The sequence below is a fragment of the Serratia sp. C2(1) genome (assembly GCF_036352655.1).
GTDB lineage: Bacteria > Pseudomonadota > Gammaproteobacteria > Enterobacterales > Enterobacteriaceae > Serratia > Serratia inhibens.
This window is the reverse complement of the sequence record NZ_JAZFBA010000001.1, coordinates 986,246-1,009,616: the sequence shown is the minus strand read 5'-3', so window position 1 is coordinate 1,009,616 and position 23,371 is coordinate 986,246. Positions and strand designations below refer to the sequence as shown.

The 23,371-nt window shown below is 59.5% G+C and carries 26 protein-coding genes; 4 read left to right on the top strand and 22 right to left on the bottom strand.

All coding sequences use genetic code 11. From position 1 onward, the window contains the following. Positions 1 to 58 precede the first annotated feature (58 nt). The 10 genes from flgK to flgB all read right to left on the bottom strand — a co-directional run bounded on the left by flgK (position 59) and on the right by flgB (position 9,239). Positions 59 to 1,705, bottom strand: a complete 1,647-nt coding sequence (gene flgK / locus V2S86_RS04655; RefSeq protein WP_311992183.1) for a flagellar hook-associated protein FlgK — start codon at positions 1,703 to 1,705, stop codon at positions 59 to 61. A gap of 189 nt (positions 1,706 to 1,894) precedes the next feature. Then, complete coding sequence (flgJ, locus tag V2S86_RS04650; protein ID WP_330761439.1) at positions 1,895 to 2,836, bottom strand: flagellar assembly peptidoglycan hydrolase FlgJ; 942 nt, start codon at positions 2,834 to 2,836, stop codon at positions 1,895 to 1,897. Next, complete coding sequence (locus tag V2S86_RS04645) at positions 2,836 to 3,936, bottom strand: flagellar basal body P-ring protein FlgI (protein WP_330761438.1); 1,101 nt, start codon at positions 3,934 to 3,936, stop codon at positions 2,836 to 2,838. Before V2S86_RS04645 ends, flgJ begins: the two co-directional genes overlap by 1 nt. 145 nt (positions 3,937 to 4,081) lie before the next feature. Further along, positions 4,082 to 4,783 (bottom strand): flagellar basal body L-ring protein FlgH, encoded by a 702-nt coding sequence (gene flgH / locus V2S86_RS04640; RefSeq protein WP_064799270.1) that lies wholly within the window; start codon positions 4,781 to 4,783, stop codon positions 4,082 to 4,084. A 75-nt stretch (positions 4,784 to 4,858) separates the two neighbouring features. After that, complete coding sequence (gene flgG, locus V2S86_RS04635) at positions 4,859 to 5,641, bottom strand: flagellar basal-body rod protein FlgG (RefSeq protein ID WP_004946081.1); 783 nt, start codon at positions 5,639 to 5,641, stop codon at positions 4,859 to 4,861. Positions 5,642 to 5,658: 17 nt separating this feature from the next. Next, on the bottom strand, positions 5,659 to 6,414 hold the full coding sequence (locus tag V2S86_RS04630) for a flagellar basal body rod protein FlgF (protein WP_330761437.1): 756 nt from the start codon (positions 6,412 to 6,414) through the stop codon (positions 5,659 to 5,661). A 12-nt stretch (positions 6,415 to 6,426) separates the two neighbouring features. Further along, entirely contained in the window at positions 6,427 to 7,659 is a 1,233-nt protein-coding gene (gene flgE / locus V2S86_RS04625) for a flagellar hook protein FlgE (RefSeq protein ID WP_311992179.1), read from the bottom strand. A gap of 66 nt (positions 7,660 to 7,725) precedes the next feature. Continuing rightward, a complete protein-coding gene (gene flgD, locus V2S86_RS04620; RefSeq protein WP_330761436.1) occupies positions 7,726 to 8,403 on the bottom strand; it encodes a flagellar hook assembly protein FlgD in 678 nt (225 codons plus the stop codon). Positions 8,404 to 8,415: 12 nt separating this feature from the next. Then, on the bottom strand, positions 8,416 to 8,820 hold the full coding sequence (flgC, locus tag V2S86_RS04615) for a flagellar basal body rod protein FlgC (RefSeq protein ID WP_330761435.1): 405 nt from the start codon (positions 8,818 to 8,820) through the stop codon (positions 8,416 to 8,418). Between the two features lie 5 nt (positions 8,821 to 8,825). Beyond that, positions 8,826 to 9,239: a flagellar basal body rod protein FlgB gene (flgB, locus tag V2S86_RS04610; RefSeq protein WP_330761434.1), complete on the bottom strand. Its 414-nt coding sequence runs from the start codon at positions 9,237 to 9,239 to the stop codon at positions 8,826 to 8,828. 159 nt (positions 9,240 to 9,398) lie between these two features. Here flgB and flgA point away from each other — a divergent pair, with 159 nt between their 5' ends. From flgA to V2S86_RS04595, 3 genes are all read left to right on the top strand, one after another. Next, positions 9,399 to 10,052, top strand: a complete 654-nt coding sequence (gene flgA / locus V2S86_RS04605; protein ID WP_330761433.1) for a flagellar basal body P-ring formation chaperone FlgA — start codon at positions 9,399 to 9,401, stop codon at positions 10,050 to 10,052. A 122-nt stretch (positions 10,053 to 10,174) separates the two neighbouring features. Beyond that, positions 10,175 to 10,501, top strand: a complete 327-nt coding sequence (gene flgM / locus V2S86_RS04600) for a flagellar biosynthesis anti-sigma factor FlgM (RefSeq protein WP_330761432.1) — start codon at positions 10,175 to 10,177, stop codon at positions 10,499 to 10,501. A gap of 82 nt (positions 10,502 to 10,583) precedes the next feature. Then, complete coding sequence (locus V2S86_RS04595) at positions 10,584 to 11,018, top strand: flagella synthesis protein FlgN (protein WP_330761431.1); 435 nt, start codon at positions 10,584 to 10,586, stop codon at positions 11,016 to 11,018. Positions 11,019 to 11,398: 380 nt separating this feature from the next. Here V2S86_RS04595 and V2S86_RS04590 read toward each other — a convergent pair whose 3' ends face one another. The 11 genes from V2S86_RS04590 to tsr all read right to left on the bottom strand — a co-directional run bounded on the left by V2S86_RS04590 (position 11,399) and on the right by tsr (position 22,350). After that, positions 11,399 to 11,803 carry a flagellar protein FlhE gene (locus V2S86_RS04590; protein WP_330761430.1) on the bottom strand — a complete coding sequence of 135 codons (405 nt, stop codon included), beginning with the start codon at positions 11,801 to 11,803 and terminating at the stop codon, positions 11,399 to 11,401. Next, positions 11,803 to 13,881, bottom strand: coding sequence for a flagellar biosynthesis protein FlhA (gene flhA / locus V2S86_RS04585; RefSeq protein WP_330761429.1), 2,079 nt, complete (start codon positions 13,879 to 13,881; stop codon positions 11,803 to 11,805). The genes V2S86_RS04590 and flhA overlap by 1 nt, the downstream gene beginning before the upstream one ends. Then, the gene (gene flhB / locus V2S86_RS04580; RefSeq protein WP_330761428.1) at positions 13,874 to 15,025 is read right to left on the bottom strand and encodes a flagellar biosynthesis protein FlhB; all 1,152 of its coding nucleotides are present in this window, start codon (positions 15,023 to 15,025) and stop codon (positions 13,874 to 13,876) included. The genes flhA and flhB overlap by 8 nt, the downstream gene beginning before the upstream one ends. Before the next feature lie 128 nt (positions 15,026 to 15,153). Further along, entirely contained in the window at positions 15,154 to 15,552 is a 399-nt protein-coding gene (gene vapC / locus V2S86_RS04575) for a type II toxin-antitoxin system tRNA(fMet)-specific endonuclease VapC (protein ID WP_126483482.1), read from the bottom strand. Then, complete coding sequence (vapB, locus tag V2S86_RS04570; protein ID WP_126483484.1) at positions 15,552 to 15,785, bottom strand: type II toxin-antitoxin system VapB family antitoxin; 234 nt, start codon at positions 15,783 to 15,785, stop codon at positions 15,552 to 15,554. Before vapB ends, vapC begins: the two co-directional genes overlap by 1 nt. 123 nt (positions 15,786 to 15,908) lie before the next feature. Further along, positions 15,909 to 16,553, bottom strand: a complete 645-nt coding sequence (gene cheZ, locus V2S86_RS04565; RefSeq protein ID WP_041414707.1) for a protein phosphatase CheZ — start codon at positions 16,551 to 16,553, stop codon at positions 15,909 to 15,911. A 10-nt stretch (positions 16,554 to 16,563) separates the two neighbouring features. Then, on the bottom strand, positions 16,564 to 16,953 hold the full coding sequence (cheY, locus tag V2S86_RS04560; protein WP_006326141.1) for a chemotaxis response regulator CheY: 390 nt from the start codon (positions 16,951 to 16,953) through the stop codon (positions 16,564 to 16,566). A 68-nt stretch (positions 16,954 to 17,021) separates the two neighbouring features. Then, positions 17,022 to 18,071 (bottom strand): protein-glutamate methylesterase/protein-glutamine glutaminase, encoded by a 1,050-nt coding sequence (locus V2S86_RS04555; RefSeq protein WP_330761427.1) that lies wholly within the window; start codon positions 18,069 to 18,071, stop codon positions 17,022 to 17,024. Then, positions 18,071 to 18,943 (bottom strand): protein-glutamate O-methyltransferase CheR, encoded by an 873-nt coding sequence (gene cheR, locus V2S86_RS04550; RefSeq protein ID WP_330761426.1) that lies wholly within the window; start codon positions 18,941 to 18,943, stop codon positions 18,071 to 18,073. The genes V2S86_RS04555 and cheR overlap by 1 nt, the downstream gene beginning before the upstream one ends. Positions 18,944 to 18,971: 28 nt before the next feature. Beyond that, entirely contained in the window at positions 18,972 to 20,597 is a 1,626-nt protein-coding gene (locus V2S86_RS04545) for a methyl-accepting chemotaxis protein (protein WP_330761425.1), read from the bottom strand. 85 nt (positions 20,598 to 20,682) lie between these two features. Continuing rightward, a complete protein-coding gene (gene tsr, locus V2S86_RS04540; protein ID WP_330761424.1) occupies positions 20,683 to 22,350 on the bottom strand; it encodes a methyl-accepting chemotaxis protein in 1,668 nt (555 codons plus the stop codon). Between the two features lie 201 nt (positions 22,351 to 22,551). Here tsr and V2S86_RS04535 point away from each other — a divergent pair, with 201 nt between their 5' ends. Further along, positions 22,552 to 22,755 carry a hypothetical protein gene (locus V2S86_RS04535; RefSeq protein ID WP_330761423.1) on the top strand — a complete coding sequence of 68 codons (204 nt, stop codon included), beginning with the start codon at positions 22,552 to 22,554 and terminating at the stop codon, positions 22,753 to 22,755. A gap of 100 nt (positions 22,756 to 22,855) precedes the next feature. On the opposite strand, the gene cheW is transcribed toward V2S86_RS04535, so the two are convergent. Further along, positions 22,856 to 23,356 (bottom strand): chemotaxis protein CheW, encoded by a 501-nt coding sequence (cheW, locus tag V2S86_RS04530; protein ID WP_330761422.1) that lies wholly within the window; start codon positions 23,354 to 23,356, stop codon positions 22,856 to 22,858. Positions 23,357 to 23,371: the final 15 nt, after the last annotated feature.

Here is a 23,371-nt window from a genome sequence, read left to right as displayed (position 1 = left end):
GGTGCAGGTTCCTCAAAATCAGCGACCGGAGCCGCCAAGGCTCCGGTTCAAGTGAAAATCAACGGATATTCAGCAGCGCATCGAACAGCGAGCTGGCGGTCTGAATGACCTGCGCATTAGCCAGATAATATTGCTGGAAACGCAGTAATTCGCCGTATTCTTCGTCAAGGTTGACGCCTGAAATCGACTGCTGCTGATTTTCCAACTGCTTGACGATGTTGCCCTGCGAGGTGGCGCTCACCTTGGCGGACGCGGTCTGATTGCCGACGCTGCTGACCAGGCTGGCGTAAGCGCCGCTCAGGGTAGCCTTGCCATCGACCAATTTTTGGGTTTGCAGATCAAGCAGCTTTTTGGCGTTTTCATTGTCGCCACGGCCACTGTCATCTTTACCGGCGGCAGCGATGTTGGCGGAATCGGTGATGGCGACCTTCAGGCTGCCCGCCACGTCGCTGACCGGCTTGACGGTAAAGCTGTCATTCTTTTGCGCAGTCCCGTCAATGCCGACTTTCAGGCCGTCAAAACTCAAGGTCGGATTACCGGCGGCGTCAGTGCCCGCCGTGGCGTTAACTTTGACGTTGTCCGGCAGGCGGCTCACCTGCCAGTTGCTGCCGTCAAATTCCACCCGGTAATCATTGGCCTTCACCTTGCCGGTATCGGTGTAGGACACCGACAGCGCGGCATCGCCGGTATTGCGGCTGTTGTCCACTGCGCGGGCACCGCCAAAGCTGAAGAAATCCGTGCCGGCATCGCCGTTGAGATCGAACCCGGCGCGGTGTTGCTGGTTAAAGCTGTCCGCCATCGCCAGCGCGAGCTGCCCCAATTGGTTGCGGGCGCTGTCCAGCGATTCGCTGCGGAATTTCAACACGCCGCTGACGCTGCCGCTGGTGATTTGGCCTTCCGGTATTTCGCTGGCGCCGTTGCCGCGGTCATAGCCCATAGTCAGGCGGGATGGGTCGCCGCTGGTAGGCACCGCCGCAACCTGGTAAGCATTGTTGCCCTGTACCAGCGTCAGACCGTTGGCAAACGAGACGGTGTAGGCATCGCCGTCCTGTTGGGTCACCTGCACACCCACCACTTTGTTCAGGTCGGTAACCAGTTGGTCGCGCTGGTCCAGCAGCGCATTGGGCTCACCGCCGCTGCCGCGCAAACGGGTGATCTCTTCGTTCAGTTTGGCGATCTGCTGGCTGTAGCTGTTGATCTGCTGCGCGCTGTCGCTGAGCTGCTGATTCACGCCGCTGTCCATGTCGCGCAGGTATTTGTCGGTATTGTTGAACTGATTGACCAGGCCATTGGCTTTGCCCAACACCGTTTGCCGCGCGGCGTCATCGCCGGCATTGCTGACCAGGTTTTGCAGGTTACTGAAAAAATCCTGCATGTTGGTCGACAAGGTGTTGGTCTTGCTGGCCAGCAAGTTGTCAATCTGCGAAATTTTTTCGAAATAGGCGTTCTGCGCCCCCGCCTGGCTCTGTGCGCCGCGCAGTTGGTTGGTGATGAACTGGTTATATTCGCGGTTAACGCTGGTGACGGTGACGCCGTTGCCGATAAAACCGCTCATGGTGCTCATGCCGCCGTTTTGCGCCAGGATCGCGGTCTGCCGGTTATAGCCCGCCACATTGTAGTTGGAAATGTTGTTACTGACGGTGCTGAGCGCCACCTGCGCCGCATTCAGCCCGCTCATGGCGGTATTGATTAAGCTATTGGACATAGAAGTTCCTTTTGCTGCGGTGCCGGTGGCCCACAGGAGTCAATTAATCTGCCGGGACGTTCGCCCAGCCTGTCTGTGTTATCGGCAAAAACGGGGGAAACTTGAGAGGAAAAACCGGGTTCAGCATGCTGAATTCCTACGTTTTAATGTTGCTTATCGCGTAGGGGCGTTACATGCCGCACCCGAAAACTAGAACAGATCCTTCAGGTCGTGGGTATAAGCTTTCACGACCTGTTCGCCGGCGTTTTTCATCTGCTGGATCACGCTGACCAGCTTGTTGGCGTATTGCGGATCGGTGGCGTATCCGGCCCGTTGCAGCGCATGCGCCGCCTGCTCCGGGCTGCGGGCTGCTGCCACGTCGGCGTAGCGCGGGTTATTGGTCAGCAGCTTGACGTAGTCGGCAATCGCCTCGACGTAAGAGCCATAAACCCGGAACCGCGCCTTGATCTTCTTCGCCGCCCCCTGCTCAAACTCGGTGGTGGTGATCTCGGTCACCGGGCCGTCCCAGCTGCCGCCGGCCTTGATGCCGAACAGGTTGTAGCTCGGCGAGCCGTCGGCGGTCGGGATCTCGCGCTGGCCCCAGCCGGATTCCAGTGCCGCCTGCGCCACAATCAGCTGATGCGGAATGCCGCTCTGCTGGCTGGCAACGCGCGCCGGGATCGACAAACGGGCGACAAAATTGCCGTTGTTGAGCGACAGCGGCGAGGCCGCCGGCGCCTTCGGCACCGCACGGCGTATCATCTGCTCCAGCGCCTGATTCGGCAGCGTTTGCAACACGTCATTGTCCAACGCCATCGGCGACATCCCCGCCGTTTCGCTCGGAACGACGTTGGCATTGGCCATCTGCTTCACCATCATATCGGCCAGCCCCAGCCCCTTCTGCGACATCTGCTGGGCGATCTGCTGGTCATACATCGAGGTGTAAAGCCGCGACTGATCGCTGCTCAGCACGCCATCCTGCGGTAGCGCGGCACGCATGCTTTTCAGCATCATCTGCACGAACATGCCTTCGACCTGCTGCGCCACCTGCTTCAGGTTGCCCTGCGGATCGGCCGCTGCGTCGCGTTTCAGCCCGTTCAGCGCCTGGGCGTCATAGGCGGCGCCCGACATCGCCATCAGATCGCCGGCCATCAGATGATTTCCAGCTTGGCGCGCAGGCAGCCGGCGCTTTGCATCGCCTGCAGGATCGACATCAGATCGATCGGCGTAGCGCCCAGCGCGTTGAGCGCACGGATCACGTTGTTCAGGTTGGCGCTGGCGTTCACCTTCTGCAGCGAACCGCCCTGCTGCTGCACCGAAATCTGGGTGTTGGGCGTCACCACGGTCTGCCCGCCGCCAAACGGCGTATTCGGCTGGCTGACGGTATTTTGCCGATCGACCACCACCGACAGGTTGCCCTGCGCCACCGCACAGGAATCCAGGATCACGTCGCGGTTCATCACCACCGAGCCGGTGCGTGAATTGATGATCACCTTGGCGTCAATCGCCCCGACGCTGACGTTGATGTTCTGAATCTCCGCCAGGAAACGCACCTGCGAGCTGTTGCCCTGCGGCACCAACACCTGAATGGTGCGGGCATCCAGCGGTGAGGCGGTACCGCCGCCGCGTTGGCGGTTGATGGCGTCGCTGATCTGCTGCGCTAACGTAAAGTCTTCGTCATTCAGTTGCAGGTTAATCACCCCGCCGTTGCCGAAGGTGGTCGGCAACTCGCGCTCAATGGTGGCGCCGTTGCTGATGCGCCCGCCCGCCAGCTGATTGACCTGCACGCTACTGCCCCCCGCCGCCGCACCTGCACCGCCCACCAGCACGTTGCCCTGCGCCAGCGCGTAAACCTGATTATCCACGCCTTTCAGCGGCGTCATCAGCAAGGTACCACCACGCAGACTTTTGGCGTTGCCCATCGAGGAGACCACCACGTCAATGTTCTGCCCGGTGCGCGAGAACGGCGGCAGCTTGGCGGTAACCATAACCGCCGCCACGTTTTTCAACTGCATATTGGTGCCCGGCGGCACGGTAATGCCCAGTTGCGACAGCATGTTGCTCAGGCTCTGAGTGGTGAACGGCGTTTGCATGGTCTGATCGCCGGAGCCGTCCAGCCCCACCACCAACCCATAACCGATCAGGGCGTTGTCACGCACGCCCTGTACCGTCACCAGATCGCGGATGCGTTCCGCCGTCGCCGGCAGGCTCAGCGCACAAAACACCAGCGCCATTAGAAATTTCTTTAACATTGGAACCTCATTCGCCTTACCCACAAGGCGTTATTGTCGCAGGCAGTTTGGGGGCGGGCAGCGCACAGGAGGCGGTGCGTACGCGCAGTACGTAACGCCCCCGAGCACGGCCCAACCTCAAAATGGCAAGTAAAATAGCCTGTACTCAAAACGGGGAGACATTTAAGAAGAAGCGTTGCAACCACCCCATGGTCTGCGCTTCGTTGATATAGCCGTTGCCGACATATTCAATGCGCGCGTCCGCCACCTGGGTGGAGGTGACCGAATTATTGCCGCTGATGGTGCGCGGGTTAACCACCCCGGAAAAACGGATAAATTCGGTGCCCTGATTGATGGCGATCTGTTTTTCCCCCACCACGTGCAGGTTGCCGTTGACCAGCACCTGATTGACCGTGACGGTAATGGTGCCGCTGAAGGTATTGTTGGCGTTGGCCCCGCCCTTGCCGCCGAAGGTGCTGTCGCCGGAGATATCCATGTCGGCGCGCGCGTTGCCCAGCAGGCCGTCGAGATAGCGCGGCGACGTGGCGACGCCGAACTTGCTCGCGCCATTGCGGCTGGCGTTGGCGGAGGAACTTTTGCTGGCGCTGACGTTTTCCTGCAACACGATGGTCAGGGTATCGCCGATATTACGCGGTCGGCGGTCTTCAAACAGCGGCTGATAGCCGTAATTCATCGGCTGCACCGTCTGGAAAATCGAACCGTTCGGCACCGGAGCGCCCGCCGGTGCCGGCTGCGCCGTGGTAGCGCCATCAACCAAGGGTTTATGCGGAATATAGGCGCAGCCGCTCAGCGTCAGCATCGCCATTGCCGCCAGCCAGCGCTTTCCTTGCTGCGGCGCGTTTGCCATCAGATATGTGGTTACCACGGGTATCGCCTTTGTTTCACGAAATAGGGTGACGGGCGCACCGGCGGCGCCCATCAATTACAGTTGCGTCAGTTTTTGCAGCATCTGATCGGACGTTGACACCGCTTTGCTGTTGATCTCGTAGGCGCGCTGGGTCTGGATCATGTTGACCAGCTCTTCCGCCACGTTGACGTTCGAGGTTTCCACGTACCCCTGATAAAGCAGGCCCGCGCCGTTCAGCCCTGGCGTGCTCTCGTTCGGCGCGCCGGAACTCTCGGTTTCCTGGTACAGGTTCTCGCCCACGCTTTCCAGGCCGCTGTCATTGATAAAAGTGGTCAGGGTCAACTGGCCTACCTGCTGGGCGGCGGTCTGCCCCTGCTGGGTAACGCTGACGATGCCGTCACGGCCAACGGTAATGCTCAGGGCGTTGGCCGGAATGGTGATCGCCGGTTGCACCTGGAAACCGCTGGCGGTCACCAGTTGGCCGTTCTGGTCGATCTGGAACGACCCGTCGCGGGTGTAAGCCTGGCTGCCGTCCGGCAACATCACCTGGAAGAACCCCTGGCCTTTAATCGCCACGTCTTTGCTGTTGTTGGTTTGCGACAGGTTGCCCTGGCTGTGCAGGCGCTCGGTCGCTACCGGACGCACGCCGGTGCCGATCTGCAACCCGGACGGCAGCGTAGTCTGCTCGGAAGACTGCGCGCCCGGCTGGCGCATGGTCTGGTACAGCAGATCTTCAAATACCGCTCGCTGGCGTTTGAAGCCGTTGGTGCTGACGTTCGCCAGGTTGTTGGCGATCACGTCCATATTGGTCTGCTGCGCATCCAGACCGGTTTTGGCAATCCATAAAGAGGGGATCATGCGTTTTTCCTTGCTGCTTAACTCAGTGATAACAACGAGTTGGCACGCTGTTCATTTTCATCCACGCTGTGGATGACCTTCATCTGCATTTCAAAGCGACGGGCATTGGCGATCATGTCGACCATGGTTTCCATCGGCTTGACGTTGCTGCCCTCCAGCACACCCGGCATCACCCGCACCAGCGGATCGTTCTGCAACTGATTGCCGCGTTGCTGCTGGGTTTCCGGCGTCAGGCGAAACAGCCCGTCGTCGCCGCGCATCACTTCACGCGCATTGGCCTTCACCCGCTTCAGCCGGCCGATCTGGGCGATGGTGTTCGGCGGATCGCCGGCGTTCAGCGCCGAGATGGTGCCGTCGGCGGCGATGGTGATTTCGGCCGACGGCGGCACCTCAATCGGCCCGCCATCCCCCATCAGCGGCCTCCCCTGCACCGTCAACTGCCCGGCGGACGAGATCTGGATGTTACCGTTGCGGGTGTAGGCTTCCCCGCCGTCCGGCAGGCTCACCGCCAGAAACCCGTCCTGTTGCAGCGCGACGTCCAGCGGGCGCGCGGTGTAGTTCAGCGCTCCCTGGCTCATGTCGGCACCGGGCGTCGAGGCGGTGACCAGCGTACGCGTCGGCAGGCTTGGCCCATCCACCGGCACGGCACGCAGCGCCGACAGTTGAGCACGAAAGCCCGGCGTCGACGCATTGGCCAGATTGTTGGCGGTGACGGATTGCTGCTCCAGCGTCTGTCGCGCCGCGCCCATCGCGGTATAAATCGCGTGATCCATAACTCAATCCTATTAGCGCAGGCTGACCAGCGTCTGCAGGATGGAGTCCTGCGTTTTGATGGTCTGGGCGTTCGACTGGTAGTTACGCTGTGCGACGATCATGTTCACCAGCTCCTGGCTCAGATCGACGTTGGAGGCTTCCAGCGCACCGCTGGTCAGCTTGCCGAAACCGCCGCTGCCCGCCAGCCCGACGCGCGGTTGGCCGGACGCGCCGGTTTCTTGCCATACGTTATCGCCCTGCGAGGACAAGCCTTCCGGGTTGGAGAAATTGGTCAGTACGATTTGACCCAGCAACTGGGTTTGCTGGTTGGAATAGATCCCCACGACGGTACCGTCATTGTTGATCTGGAAGTTGGTGTACTCGCCGGCGGTATACCCGTCCTGCGACACCTTGCTGACCGAGTCGCTGCTGACGCTCTGTTGCATGCTCTTGGCAAAGCTCAGGCTGAAGTTTTGCGCCGGTGCGCCGTTGGTGGCGGACATCGGGATCAGCATGCTGAATTCGCCGGTGGTGCCCTGTTTGCTGGTGGTGCCGACCAGGTTGCCGCTGGTATCGAACGCCATGGTGCCGGCATCCGTCACCGGAGAGCCGGGGATATTGCCTTCCTGGGTGTACACCTGCCAATTGTTGTCGGAGGTCTTCACAAAGTAGGCATTGATGTTGTGCACATTGCCCAGCGAGTCATAGGCGGTGATCGAGTTGACGTAGTTGTAGGAATCCTGCTTGGCGGGATCGAAGGTTTTGTTATCCGGAACCTTATGGGTGGACTTCAGGTTGGCGACCATGGTGCCCGAGGTGGTGGCCTTGGCGTTCATCATTCCTTCGGGAATGCTCAACGGCACCGGGTTGGCGCCCTGCTGAATGGTCGGCGGTGAGCCGGCCGCCGGGAAACCGGTCAGTTGCAGGCCCTGCATGTTGGTCAGATTGCGGTTTTCATCCAGCTTGAACTGGCCGTTGCGGCTGTAGAAAATGCCGCCGTCCTTGTCCTGCATGCGAAAGAAACCGTTGTCGGAAATGGCGACGTCCAGCGCACGGCTGGTGCCTGTCGTGGTGCCGCCCTTGAAGTTCTGAGTGATCCCCGCCACTTTGACGCCTAACCCGACCTGCGAGCCGGCGAACATGTCGGCAAAGGAAACGGTGCCTGATTTAAAGCCGGACGTGGCGGAGTTCGCGATATTGTTACCTATCACGTCCAGGTTGGTTGCTGCTGCGTTCAAACCGCTTACTGCCTGAGAAAAGGCCATCTAACTCTCCAAATAATGCGCAGGCTATCGTCCGATAACGCCCAACGAGTGAAATAAAAAATCGAATTAAAGGATCTGCCGAACGTCTTCCAGCGTCGCACTCCCCGCCAGCCCCAGATCCAGCTTCGCGCCGTCTGAATCGCGGATAACGCCGTTGACCATGCCAAAATGCAGGCTGCGCGCCACCAGCTGTTCGCCATTGCCCTTGGCGTTGATCGCCACGGTGTAGGCGCCGTCGGGTGCGGTGGTGCCGTCAGACAATGAGCCGTCCCAGGTAAATGAGTGCACGCCGGCGGTCAGCCCGCCGATATCGATGGTGCGCACCGCTTTGCCGGTGGCGTCGGTGATGGTGGCGGTTACCGTATCGGCGGCGCGCTCCAGCTCAAGGCCAAACGGCGTGGTGCTGACCTTGCCGTCTTTGCTGCCGACCAGAATGTTGCTGCCGGGCACCATCACGCCGTGACCGATCAATGCGGTCGCCTGCAACGACTGATTGCTGTTGATCTGGCCGGAGATCGACCCCAGCGTGGTATTGAGTTTTTCGATGCCCTGAACGGTGTTGATCTGCGCCAACTGGGTGGTCAGTTCATTGTTCTGCATCGGGTTGGTCGGATCCTGGTTTTTCAACTGCGCCACCAACAGCGTCAGGAAGTTGTTCTGCAGATCCTGGCTGGTGTTGTTTTTGGCGTTGACGCCGGTGACGGTGTTGTCCAGCGATTCATTGGTGGTTGCGGCAATGGCCATGCAAAGCTCCGGTTACTGACCCAGCGTCAGGGTTTTCATCATCATCGACTTGGTGGTGTTGAGCACCTCGACGTTGGCCTGATAGCTGCGGGAGGCGGAAATGGTATTGACCATTTCGCTCACCACATCCACGTTCGGCATGCGTACATAGCCTTTGCCGTCCGCCAGCGGATTACCCGGTTGATACACCAGGCGTTCCGGCGCCGGATCCTCAACCACCTGCGATACGCGCACCCCGCCGGTGGATTGCCCGGCGGCTGCGGCCACTTCAAATACCACTTGTTTGGCGCGGTAGGGTTCGCCGTCCGGGCCGGTGACGCTGTCGGCATTCGCCATGTTGCTGGCGCTGACGTTCATGCGCTGCGACTGGGCGGACAGTGCCGAGCCGGAGATATCGAAAATATTCAGTAGCGACATGCGCCTTATCCTTGTTGTAACACTGACATCATCCCTTTGATCTGACCGTTGATCAGCGTCAGGTCGGTCTGATACTTCAGGCTGTTATCGGCGAAGTTGGTGCGTTCGCGATCCATGTCTACCGTATTGCCGTCCATCGCCGGCTGATCCGGCACGCGAAACAGTAAATCGAGCTGCGGCGGCTGCATGTTTTGCGCCGGGATATGGCGTGCAGACGTCATATTCAGCGCGATGCCGCTGCCGCTGGCGCGGCCCTGTGTCAGCACCTTGTTCAACTGGCCGGCGAAATCGATATCCCGCGCCTGATAACCCGGTGTGTCTGCGTTGGCGATGTTAGCGGCCAAAATTTCTTGCCGCTGGGCGCGCAGATTCAGCGCCTCCTGACCAAAGCGCAGAGCAGCGTCCAGTTTGTCGATCATGCTCCCTCCGCGAGGTTAAAATTTGGAGCCGACAGCATAAACGCCCCTTCCGCCAGCCTATCGCGGGAATAAGGGCAAAATGCGCCGCTATTTGTCTGCTTAGCCTGCGCGCAGTCCGGGTAAACTTACCCGCACCCGATGGTGCTTGAGGAAGCGAAGATGAAAGGTAAAATACTGCTGCTCGCCGCTGTGCTGTGCAGCATGAACGCACGCGCCGACGATCTGGCGGCGCAGATCGATCGCTTCATCAGCAGCCAGTTCAGCGGCAGCCCGGTGCAGGTCAAGGTGTTGGTGCGTACGCCGGCGGCCCAATGGCCACAGTGCGAGTTTCCACAGCTGTCACTCGCGCCGAACGCCCGCCGCTGGGGCAATATCAGCATTTCGGCGCGTTGTGGCCAGGAGCGGCGTTTTATACAAACGCAGGTTCAGGTGATCGGCAACTATCTGGTGTCGGCGCGCGGCATCAGCGCCGGCAGCCGGCTGACGGCAGCTGACGTGAAACTGAAAAGCGGCCGACTCGATACCCTGGCGCCGCGCACTCTTACCGAAGCGGGCAAGGCGATCGGTGCGGTCAGCCTGCGCAATATCAGCCCCGGCCAATCCCTGACCTTCGCCATGCTGCGCCGAGCCTGGGTGATCAAGGCCGGCCAGCCAGTGCAGGTGACGGCGCAAGGCACCGGGTTTAACATCAGCGGCGCAGGCAAAGCCATGAACAACGCCGCCGCCCAGGACAGCGTCCGCGTGCGCATGGCTTCCGGGCAAATCGTCAGCGGTATTGCCGATGATGACGGTACGATTCGCATCACTTTATAAAAAGGTAAAGGTTTATAAAAACCTGCCGATAAGAAAAACATAAGCAGTAATTACCTGGCCGCCAGGGCCGCAAAAAATATCAGCCATTGCCCGTCGGGCAGCGGCATCGATGGAGATTGACCATGAGTATCGATCGCACCCAGCGGCTGCAGCCCGTTCCAACGGTGCAACCGCGTGAAACGCCGGCGGAGAATCAGCTTCAGCCGCGCAAGGCCGCACAGGCGGAAAGCACCGTCAGCGGTACCCAGGTAAAATTGAGCGAGGCCCAGGCGCGCCTGATGCAACCGGGTACGCAAGATATTGATATGAGCCGGGTTGACGCTATCAAGCAGGCAATCCGCAGCGGCGAATTGAAAATGGATGCCGGCAAAATTGCCGATGCGCTGCTGCAAGATGCGCAAAGCGATGCCCAATGGCTGTCAAACGGCAACCGGCCGCCGAAGGCGTAATCAGGTATTGCAACCTGGGCTGTATTGCCCCTACGGCTGCGACGTGGAAAATCTAGGGACACTTTGAAGGTGATGAATCGTAATGGAAAACCTGGCGCAGCTGCTTGATAGTTTGCTGGAAACCCTGAATGCCCTGGATAGGGTGCTGGCGGAAGAACATCATTTGCTCTGTTCCGGCCAATTACCGGGCGTGGCGTTGCAACGCGTTACCGACATCAAAAGCCAGTTGCTGGCTACGGTCAATTACCTGGAACAGCAACGGTTGGAACAAGAGCGCGCGCAAAGGCAACAGGCGCCCTATGCCGCTCACCCGCGTCTGGCCGACGCCTGGCAACAAGTACAGTTGCTCAGCCAAAAGTTGCGCGAGAAAAATCAGCATAACGGCCTGTTGCTCAATCAGCAGCTTGATCACAACGCCCAGGCGCTGGCGATCCTCGGCAAAAACAACAAATCCCTTTATGGCCCGGATGGCCAGTCGCGCAGCGGCAGCCTGCTGGGGCGAAAAATCGGCGTCTAATCAAAGACACTTCACCCGACCAACCTAAAGTCGGGTGCATCTCTTACGCTGCAAACTCACTCGCACTTTGAACACCCCTTGCCTGCACGACAGTTTTTATTTGCACAACACTGCGCATACCCAAAATTGCCCCCTTCGCCCTCCCATTCAACTCCGCCACTCTGTGTTGGTTTTTAAACCACTTGATCTATACCCTCAAAGGGGGTTGGTGGGAGTCATGGCAGGTTAGCCGACCGTTGAGCGCATGGACGCGCGATACGAGCCTCCATGGATGGATTCACTGCGTGTCGGCGTTCTGCATCGCCCCACCTGTAACACTATTCGACGCAGCGACTTAGGTTGTACCCACCCTGTTCCCTGATGCCCTCGCAGCTTATATATCACTGGTAATTCACAATCACCTGATTGCCAATCACCCGCAGCGGCGGATTCAGCCCGCCGCGCGCCTGCACGTAATAGACAAAGCGCAATTCGGCATTGGCCGGTTCCCCGTTCAACCCGTTGCTGCTGCCACTGCCGCCGCCCAATGCAATACAGCGAGTCAGCGTACAGAGCTGCGCTTGCAAGCCGGCCGGTTCGGCGGCCAGCAAGCGGTAGCGCCAGCTGACGCTGGTGATGCGCGCGTTCGGGTCCGGCAACGCGTAAGGGCTGCGCAAGCCAGCCGATTCGCCGCGTACGCCGCCATATTCCAGCGTGGCACCGACGCCGTCGGCTACCCAGGATCCCGACACCGCCTGCGCGCCAAGCGGCACCAACAGGCAGAGCAACGACAAACCGTGTTTCATTATGCGGCTCCGATGGTCGACGTCATGCGGATTTGGCGATCGTCATTGATTTCCAGATTAGACAGAACCACCATCTGCGGCAGGCTGCGGCGCAGGAAGCGCGCCAACAACGCCCGCAGCGCATGGTTCACCAACAGCACCGGTGGCGCGCTGAGCATTTCTTGCCGCTGCAACGCCTGTTTGGCCTGTTCCAGCAGGCGATCCGCCAGCCCCGGCTCCAATCCGCCACCGCCCTGCAACGCCTGTAACAACAAGCGCTCGAGCTGGGTGTCCAGACCAATGACCTGAATTTCGCCGTTGCCCGGGAACCATTGCTGGGTGATCGCCCGCCCCAACGCAACCCGCACCACGGTGGTCAGCTCGTAGGGGTCGGTTTGCGACGGCGCATGCTCCGCCAGCGTTTCGATAATGGTGCGCATATCGCGGATCGAGACCCTTTCCGCCAGCAGGTTCTGCAAGACCTTATGCAAGGTGGTCAGCGACACCACGCCCGGCACGAAATCTTCGGTCAATTTCGGTATATCCTGGGCTACGCGATCGAGCAACTGCTGGGTTTCCTGTCGACCAAACAGCTCACTGGCGAACTGGCCAATCAAATGATTGAGATGGGTCGCCACCACGGTGCTGGCCTCCACCACGGTAAAGCCCTGGATCTGCGCCTGTTCACGCAGCGCGCTGTCAATCCATACCGCTTCCAGTCCAAAGGCCGGATCGACGGTTTTATCCCCCGCCAATTCACCCACCGCGTTGCCGGGGTTAATCGCCAACCAGCGCCCCGGTTGCGCTTCGCCGCTGCCGATTTCTACCCCCTTCATCAGAATGCGGTAGCCGGCCGGGGGCAACTCGAGGTTATCGCGTATATGCACTACCGGCGGCAGATAGCCCATCTCCTGGGCGAATTTTTTACGGATGCTGCGAATGCGCCCGAGCAGTTCGCCGTTCTGCTGGAAATCCACCATCGGGATCAGCCGATAACCCACCTCCATGCCCAGCGGATCTTCCAGTTGTACGTCTGACCAACTGGCCTCCACCGCCTGCGGATTATCCTGCGCCAACGGTGCCTCCTGCACCTTCGGCGCTTGTTGATCGCGCCCGCGCAGCCACCAGGCCAGCCCCAACAGGGCGGCGGTAAACAGCAGGAACACCAGGTTCGGCATGCCCGGCACCAGGCCCAACAGGCCGAGCACCGCCGCGCTGAGCAACATCACGCGCGGGTTGTTGAACAGTTGGCCGACCATCTGCTCGCCCACGTCCTGATCGGTCGCCACGCGGGTCACGATAACGCCGGCGGCAGTCGAAATCACCAACGCCGGTATCTGCGCCACCAGGCCGTCGCCGATAGTCAGCAGGGTGTAAGTTTCCGCCGCCGTACCCAGTTCCATGCCGTGCTGGATCACGCCGACCAGCAGGCCGCCGACCACGTTCAGTATCATGATCATCAGCCCGGCGACCGCATCGCCGCGCACGAACTTGCTGGCGCCGTCCATCGAACCGTAGAAGTCGGCCTCTTGCGTGACCTCGGAACGGCGTTTTTTCGCCTCTTCTTCACCGATCAAACCGGCATTGAGATCGGCGTCGATCGCCATCTGCTTGCCGGGCATGCCGTCCAGCACAAAACGCGCGCCCACTTCGGCGATACGCCCGGCCCCCTTGGTGATGACCATAAAGTTGATCAGCACCAAAATAATGAACACCACGATGCCGATGGCGAAGTTGCCGCCCACCAGGAAGTGGCCGAAGGCCTCCACCACGCGGCCGGCGGCGGCGGAGCCGGTATGCCCTTCCATCAGGATGATGCGCGTCGACGCTACGTTGAGCGACAGACGCAACAGGGTCGAGAACAGCAGTATGGTGGGAAAGGCGGCGAATTCCAGCGTGCGCTGGGTAAACATCGCTACCAGCAATACCATGATCGATAAGGCAATATTGAAGGTGAACAACAGATCGAGGATAAATGCCGGCAACGGCAGCACCATCATCGACAGGATCATCAGGATCAGGATTGGGCCGGCCAGTACCTGCCACTGCGTATCTTTAAAACTGCCCGGCAAACGAAGCAAGGCGGCTAAATTAGCCATTAGAGTTACTCTCTCCAGCAAAATCCAGTGCTTCCGGCACCGGTAAACGTTCAGGTTTTTTCGGGATCAGGCCGCCTTCGCGCCGCCAGCGTCGCAGTTGGTAAACCCAGGCCAACACTTCGGCCACGGCGGCATACAGGGTGGCCGGGATGTGTTGTCCAACCTCACTGTGCCGATACAGCGCCCGCGCCAGCGGCGGCGCTTCCAGCATCGGAATACGGTGTTCCGCACCCAGCTCGCGAATGCGCAACGCAATTTCGCCGGCGCCTTTGGCCAGCACTTTCGGCGCACTCATTTTTTGGTCGTTATACTGCAACGCCACGGCGTAATGCGTCGGGTTGGTGACTATCACATCGGCTTTCGGTACGTCGGCCATCATGCGGCGTCGGGCAATAGCGCGCTGCTGCTGGCGGATGCGGCCTTTAACGTGCGGATCGCCTTCCTGATCCTTGAACTCGTCGCGGATGTCCTGCTTGGTCATTTTCAGCTTTTTAAAATGGCTCCACAGTTGATAAAACACATCGAACGCCACCATCGGCGTCAGCCCGAGCACCACCAGCAGGCCGCAGAAAATGATCATGCGCAGCGCATTGCCGAGCGCATCGAGCGGCTGTTGCGTCACCAGATGCAGCATCTCCGCCCAGTTGTGCCGCAGGTACAACCCGGTGATCCCCCCCACCAGCGTCGCCTTCAAAATCCCCTTAAGCAGTTCCGCCAGCACCTGGCTGGAAAATATTCGCTTCAGCCCCGACAGCGGGTTCATGCGTTTTACATCAAACTTGAGCGATTTGCCGCTTAACAACAGGCCACCCAGCAGCATCGGCGCAGTGATCGCCACCAGTACCAGCCCCGCCATGATCGGCAGCATCGCCCACACCGCCTGCCGCAACAGCATGCCCAGTTGGCGCAGCATCTGTTTGTCGTTGCTGACCATCGCATGATCGAAATTCAGCCCCTGAGTCAGCATCGCCGCCAGTTGCTGCGCCATGTTGCCGCCGGCCACCCAGATGATCGACAGCCCTGCAACCAGCATCAACACCGACGTCAGCTCGCGCGAACGCGGGATCTGGCCATCCTCGCGCGCCTTTTCCACCCGGTGGGGCGTGGGGGCCTCGCTTTTTTCCAGATCGCTGTCTTCAGCCACGGGCGCGCTTCCTGTGCCGGGGGGAATAAAATTGCGGCCAGCATGCCAAAAAAATGCTGATTTCATTGATGGAACAACGGGGGAAAAGACGGGTTATTTGGGGGATGGATCCATTAGGCCAGGCGGCGCTACAGCCAATTTTGCAGACGCAGGCCATCGACCCGTTCAAATTCGCGCAGATTATTAGTCACTAGCACTAAGCCCTCACTGCGCGCATGCCCGGCAATATGCAGGTCATTAACACCTATTGGTGTCCCCTGCTGCTCCAAAGAGGCACGTATATTGCCGTAATGCGCCGCAGCTTTGGCGCTGTAATCAAGGATCTCCAGTCGGGATACGAAATCGTCGACGACCCTGGCGTTTTCTGTGGGCCGCGCGCTTTTCTCAACGCCATGAATCAATTCGGCGTAAGTCACCGACGAAATCACCATTTTACCGGCATGCTGATTAAACTTGCTCAGCACTTCAATCGGCCGACGTTTGATCACATAAATGACTATGTTGGTATCCAACATATGGCTGAACATTAAAAACTTTCCCGCTCAGGTTGGTACTGTTCGGCCCTCTCGGTGAGAAAATCGTCACTGGCATGCTTATCCGTACAGAAAAAGCTGTCCCAGGTGTTTTCTACTGGCGCTAGGATCCGTTCTTTTCCCACCACCCGTACCGTGACTTTTGATACCGAATCGGGAAAACGAACCTCTGCGGGCAAACGTACCGCCTGGGTGCGGTTATTGGTAAATACAGACCCTAATGTCATGGCGACTCTCCTCTGTGGGTAGTTCAAATTATAACCGCAACGGAGTATATAGCAATGCTATATACTCCGTTGTATGCGAGTCGCTACGCAGTTTAGGACAGGACCCTGAGGCCCCCTTCGCGATCAGAAACCGAGGCTGTCGAGCAGGTCATCTACCTGCGCCTGATTGGCGATCACGCCGGCGCCGTTTTGATCGAGCTGCGGGCCATTGAGCAGGCTGTCGTTCGGTTTTTTCTCTTTCGCCGGTTGCTCAGGAATATTTTCCATCAGCACCATCAGCAACTGCTTTTCGATCTCCTGCACCACATCCATCATGCGTTTAATCACCTGGCCGGTCAGATCCTGGAAATCCTGCGCCATCATGATTTCCAGCAGTTGGGCATTGGTGAACGCCGTATGTTCCGGCACCTGATCCAGGTACTGGCGGGTATCGGTAACCAATTCACGGGCGTCGTCCAACTCGATCGGGTTGGCGAACCACTCGTCCCAACGGCCTTTCAATCCTTTGGCTTCGGACTCCAGCTGTGCCTGGCGCGGCTGCGCCGCCTCCACGCAGTTCAACGCCCGTTCCGCCGCCTGCGCCGTCATGGTGACCACGTAATCAAGCCGATCGCGTGCATCCGGGATTGCCTCTGCCGCCTGGGCGATCGCCTGGTCGAGCCCCAGTTCACGCATGCTGTCGCGCAACATGCGCGTCAGTTGACCAATGCGGGAGATTATCTCTCCCGCGGTCGCCGCATCGCTGGCAGGCATTGGAATGTCTCTCATCACCCTCTCCTTACATGCCCAGTTTTTCAAAGATCTTATTGAGCTTCTCTTCCAGCGTCGCCGCCGTGAACGGTTTCACCACATAACCGCTGGCACCGGCCTGCGCCGCCGCGATAATGTTTTCTTTCTTGGCTTCCGCCGTCACCATCAGCACCGGCATCGCCGCCAATGCGCCGTCGGCGCGAATGGTCTGCAGCAGTTCGAGGCCGTCCATATTCGGCATGTTCCAGTCAGACACCACGAAATCGAAACCGCCTGCGCGCAGCTTGTTCAGCGCGTCCGCGCCGTCTTCAGCCTCTTCAACATTGTTAAAGCCCAGCTCTTTCAGCAAATTTCTGACGATGCGACGCATAGTGGAGAAATCGTCCACTACCAGAAATCTGAGGTTCTTATCTGCCATGTTCACTCCCAAGGTGTTAACCGTTCAATTGTGCAAAACCACCACCGCCGTAAGGCGGAAATATAAAATCAAATACGCAGCGCTTGCCCACCGGCAATCTGCGCCAGCATGCGTTGGCTCATGCGATCCAGCTCCACGACCTCATTCACCCCGCCGGCGGCGATAGCCTCGCGCGGCATGCCGAACACCACGCAGCTGGCCTCGTTCTGCGCCAGGGTATAAGCGCCGGCGCGGTGCATTTCCAGCATCCCCGCCGCCCCGTCATTGCCCATGCCGGTCAGGATCACGCCCACCGCATTGCGCCCGGCGTACTGCGCGACAGAACGGAACAACACATCCACCGAAGGCCGATGGCGGTTGACCGGGGGGCCGTCATTCAGCTTCACCTGATAGTTGGCGCCGCTGCGCGACAGTTCCAGATGGCGATCGCCCGGCGCGATATAGGCATGGCCCGGCAGCACGCGCTCACCGTCCTCGGCTTCTTTCACCGTGATCTGGCACAGCTTGTTCAACCGTTCGGCAAACGAACGGGTAAAACCCGGCGGCATATGCTGGGTGATCAACAGCGCCGGGCTGGTGGCCGGCAGCGGTTGCAACACCTGACGGATCGCTTCGGTACCGCCGGTGGAGGCACCGATGGCGATCAGTTTTTCGCTGCTCAGCAGCGGCGTATGGCTCAGGATCGCCGGCGCCGGGCTGTTGGAACGTCGCGGCAGCCGCGCCTTGGCCGCCGTACGAATTTTTTCGGCTATCAGCTCGCTGTAGGCCAACATGCCCTCACGGATGCCAAGCTGCGGTTTGGTGACAAAATCTACCGCCCCCAGCTCCAGCGCGCGCAGCGTAATTTCCGACCCCTGGCCTGTCAGCGACGACACCATCACCACCGGCATCGGCCGCAGACGCATCAGTTTCTCAAGGAAGTCGAGGCCGTCCATGCGCGGCATTTCGACGTCCAGCGTCAGCACCTGCGGGTTAAATTTTTTGATCAGATCGCGTGCGACCAGCGGATCCGGCGCGCTCGCTACCATCTCCATATCGGGATGGCTGTTGACAATTTCGGTCATCAGCTGCCGCATCAGGGCCGAATCGTCTACGCTCAATACTCTGATTTTACTCATTACCTCTCCTTGGTCAGGCCATACACGGTCTGCCCACGCAAGTAGAAATCCCGGCTGATCTGGCTGAAATTCTCGGAGTGGCCGGCAAACATCAGGCCCCCCGGTTTAAGCAAGGGCACGAAGCGGCGCAGGATGCGCTCCTGCGTCGCCTTATCGAAATAGATCATTACGTTGCGGCAAAAAATGGCGTCGAACTGCCCCGGCAGCGCCCATTCCGGCGCCAGCAGGTTGAGCGGTTGGAAATTCACCCGCGCCGCCAGTTCCGGCCGCACCCGCACCAACCCCTGATGCGGCCCGGTACCACGCAGAAAATAGCGCTGCATCTGCGCCGGCGTCAGGGTGCGCAGATCTTCGTGGCGGTAAACGCCGGCTTCGGCCTTTTCCAGCACCTGGGTATCGATATCGCTGGCCCATACCTGGCAACCGCCGGCACGTTGCCCCAGCACTTCACTCAGGGTGATGGCGATCGAGTATGGCTCTTCCCCGGTCGATGCCGCCGTGCTCCACACGCTATAGCCATTAGGCCGTTGGCGCGCATGCTCCGCCAGGATCGGGAAGTGGTGCGCCTCGCGGAAAAATGCCGTCAGGTTGGTGGTCAGCGCATTGATGAATGCCTGCCATTCGGCGCTGTTCGGATCGCTTTCCAGCAGCGCCAGATAATCGCCGAAGTCGTTCAGCCCCAGCAACCGCAAGCGGCGCACCAGGCGGTTGTAGACCATCTCGCGCTTGTGCTCCGCCAGCACAATGCCGGCGCGCTGGTAAATCAGTTGGCTGATACGCCGAAAATGCACGTCCGACAACGGCAGGCGCTGGGCCATCTGCGTCAGCAAGGATCCAGGATCCCGGTTAGAGGTCGACGGCGCCTGTTTCATACCCAATGACTCATAAAAGACGTGCTGCTTATGCGGTTTGACAATCTGGGGCTTCCTTTACCACGGGTGAAATTGCGTCTTGATTGTTGCCCGGCGCGGCGAAGTTATCGTCCGCCAGGCGGAATACCGACACCGCGTCGGCCAGGGTTATCGCCTGTTCTTCCAGCGCGGCGGCTGCCGAAGCGGCTTCTTCCACCAGCGCGGCGTTCTGCTGGGTCACCTGATCCATCTGGGTCACCGCCTGCGTGACCTGTTCGATGCCGCGGCTCTGTTCATCGGACGCCGAAGCGATTTCACCCATGATGTCGGTAACCCGGGTGACCGAACGCACGATGTCCTGCATGGTGGCGCCGGAGTTTTCCACCAGCACCGAGCCCTGTTTCACGCGGCTGACCGACTCGTCGATCAGCCCTTTGATTTCTTTTGCCGCCTGTGCGCTGCGGCTGGCCAGATTGCGCACTTCACCGGCCACCACGGCAAAACCGCGCCCCTGTTCGCCTGCGCGCGCCGCTTCCACCGCCGCGTTCAGCGCCAGAATATTGGTTTGGAAGGCAATGCCGTCGATCACGCTGGTAATGGCACCGATTTTCTGCGAACTGCTGGCGATATCCTGCATGGTGGTCACCACGTCGCCGGCCAACGCGCCGCCCTTGGCCGCCGTGGCGGAGGCATCACGCGCCAGTTGCGACGCCTGGCGTGCGTTGTCGGCATTCTGCTTCACCGTGGCGGTCAACTGTTCCATGCTGGCGGCGGTTTCCTCCAGCGAGGCGGCCTGCTGTTCGGTGCGTGAAGAGAGATCGTTGTTGCCCTCGGAGATTTCCTGCAGGCCAATCAGGATGGATTCCGCGCCATCGCGCACCGCGCCGACGGTGCCAATCAGCGAATGCTGCATGCGCTGCAGGCTGGCGAAAAGCTGGCTGATTTCATTGCGGCCATAGACCTGGATTGGCGTAGCCAGGTCGCCGCCGGCGATGCGGTCAAAATGGCTGCGCATGATATTCAGCGGATGCACCAGCATATTGCGCAGCCACCACAGGGCGCTGCCGGTCACCACGATGAGCATCAGCACCGCACCGCCCACCAACCAGCCGGACAGGGTGAAGGAGCGCTGATTGGCGTCGTTGGCTTCGGCGACGTTGGCGTTCACCAGTTGCAGATACTGGACAAAGTCGGCCTCAAACAGGTCCTGGGTTTTCTGCGTCGGCTGGTCCATAAACGCCTGCAGATTGTTGTTCTCCAGGAAGCCAATCAGCTCACGCAGCGCGCTACGCAGCCGATCATAGCTGGCCTGGGTGGTTTCGGTCAGTTGCTGTTCCTGCTCGCTGTGGCGCGGTACCGCCAGGAACTGGTTGAAATAGAGATCGGCTTTCTGCAATGAACTGCGCGCATTGCCCATCAACGCATTCACCTGATCTTGCGGCAGCTTGAGCGCCGAACGGGTGCCGGCGCGGTTCAGCGTGTTGCGGGCCTGCAATAATGAGACCCAGCTCAGGCTGAGGGCATCGCGCTGCTGGCTGCCGAGCGTGATCAGATTGAGATTGTGGTGATCGGAACGGAAAGCGGTGTACGACAAGCCGCTGGTGGCCAACTGCATAACACAAAAAGTCATCAACAGCAGAAACAGACTGGTAGAGACGCGGATTCGGTTAAACACTGTGAACCTCCTTGCAGCCGGCCGACGGCCAGCTTACGACGGGGAATAAGCCTCCCCCGTAACGGGCGAGGAGGCCCAATGCCGGTTAGAACGTTTCCCAGTTATCCTGCAGATCGCTGGCGTTCGTTTTTTTATGATTGAGTACCGGGGTAACGGCCGTTTTGCCGACGGGCATTTTGAATTCGTCCTGGCCTTCCGCTTTCAGTCGGAATACCGCAACCGACTGGGTCAGCATGCTGGCTTGCTCTTCCAATGCCGCCGCCGCAGAAGCGGACTCCTCGACCAGCGAGGCGTTTTGCTGGGTGACGCGGTCCATTTCCGCCACCGCCTGGCCGACCTGATCGATACCGCGGCTCTGTTCGTCGGACGCCGAGGCGATTTCACCCATGATGTCGGTGACGCGGGTGACCGCGTTGACGATATCGCCCATGGTTTCACCGGCGCTTTCCACCAGCACCGAGCCCATATCGACGCGGCTGACGGAGTCTTCGATCAGGCCCTTGATCTCCTTCGCTGCCTGGGCGCTGCGCTGGGCCAGGTTACGCACTTCACCCGCCACCACCGCAAAGCCACGGCCCTGTTCGCCGGCGCGCGCCGCTTCTACCGCCGCATTCAGCGCCAGAATGTTGGTCTGGAAAGCAATGCCGTCGATCACGCCGGTGATGTCGGCAATTTTCTGCGAACTGCCGGCAATGTCGTGCATGGTCTGCACCACGTTGGCCACCACCTTGCCGCCCTTTTGCGCGGTTTCGGAGGCGCTCAGCGCCAGTTGGCTGGCCTGACGGGCGTTTTCGGCGTTCTGTTTCACCGTGGCGGTCAACTGCTCCATGCTGGCGGCAGTTTCTTCCAGCGAGGCCGCTTGTTGTTCGGTACGGGAAGAGAGATCGTTATTGCCGGCGGCAATTTCGGAGGCGCCGCTGTAGATGGCGTCGGCCCCCTGACGCACGCCGCTGACGGTCTCGATCAGTTCGCTCTGCATGTGTTTGAGGCTGGCGGCCAGCACGCCCATTTCATTGCGGCCGGTCACGGCGATCGGTTGGGTCAGATCGCCGGCGGCAATCATTTTGATGTGATCGATCATGCGATTCAGCGGGCGCACCAGAATGTGGTGAATGCCGCTCCACACCAATACGATCACCGCCAGCACCACCAACAGCACCACCGCCAGCGTCCAGATGGCGAAGCTGAAGGAATCGTTGCTGTCTTCCACTGCGCTCTGGTAGAGCTTGTCGTTTTGCGCCAGGTAGGTGTTGTAGATGTCTTCGAACGCGTTCTGATAGCTTTGCGTCGGCTGGTCAAAGAAGGCGTTGATCTTGCCTTCGCCCAGCAGTTGGACCAACTCGGACAACGCGCCGTGCAAAATGCCGTATTGCTGTTTGAGCTTTTCGGCAGATTGCGCGTCCTGGCGAGGATTTAAAGGGATTTTGTCATAGGCGGCATAATGTTGTTCCGCCACCAGCAGGTTGTTCTTGGCCGCCGCCAGCAGTTCGGTAACGCTGGCGCCGCTGCCAATTTTGTTGGCGTCCATCATGTAGCGAATACCCGCACGGTTCAGCGTGTTGCGGGTTTGCAGCAGGTTAACCCAGCTTTCGTTCAGCTCGGATTGCTGTTGGCGAATGGTCTGCAATACGGTGAAGTTTTCTTTGTCATTCTTCAGTGAGGAGAAAAAGAGCCCGCCCGAAACCAGCTGCAAGGCGCCAAATAACACCAGCACCAGCAACAGGCTGGTGACCACCTTCATACGATTAAACATGTTTTCCCTTGTTGAAAGCCCGCGCGGACAGGCCCGGAGTCTGTTGATTGACAGAGTTATCGGCGCGAGGGAGCAGAACTTTATGCGAGGAAGTAACTATTTTTGGTTGAGGGCAACATGCGGCCTCCTACAGGGGGCTTGGTTCGTACGCCTGCCAGGCGTAATATCCTGTCATCCCAGGGAAGCCTTTGTGAGAACGAGATGGAGAGTCGACGAATCAAACGGGCGGCGTGGGTCTTTGCCGGGTTCTTGGTCGCCAACCTGCTGAGCAGCCTGTTGAGCTCAACGACGCAGACCAGCCTGTTGCGCAGCGCAACGGTTGCGGCGCTGTTCGCTGCCGGCTATTTGCTGGTGACCAGCCGTAGCTGGAAAAAATACGTGCTGCGGTTGAAGGATATCGAGTAGTCGGGCAGCCCTGCCCCGTGCATCATCAGGCGCTGCCCGTTTTTTGGTGCAGCATGCGGCGCAGAACAATTGCCGCATGCTGAACCCGCCTCACAGCCAATCAGGCGCTTTTCGCCACGCTGTCGACCAGCGACATCTCTTCGCTGCTCAGCAGCTTTTCGATATCCACCAAAATCAGCATACGCTCGCCCAGCGATCCCAGGCCGGTCAGGTATTCCGTCGCCAGCGTCACGGCGAATTCCGGTGCCGGGCGGATCTGCTCGGTGGTCAACGACAGTACGTCGGATACGCCGTCAACCACAATCCCCACCACGCGCAGACCAAAGTTCAGCACGATCACCACGGTGTTTTCATCGTAGGACACGTCCTGCTGGGCAAATTTCACCCGCAGATCGATAATCGGCACAATCACGCCACGCAGGTTGGTGACGCCCTTGATAAAGGCCGGCGTATTGGCAATGCGCGTAACCTGATCGTATCCGCGGATCTCCTGCACCTTGAGGATATCGATGCCATATTCCTCATTGCCCAAGGTAAAAATCAGGAACTCCTGCCCTACCGTTTCGCCAGCCAGTTTGCTGACGGTTGCCAGACCTGCCATATCATTCACCTCTAC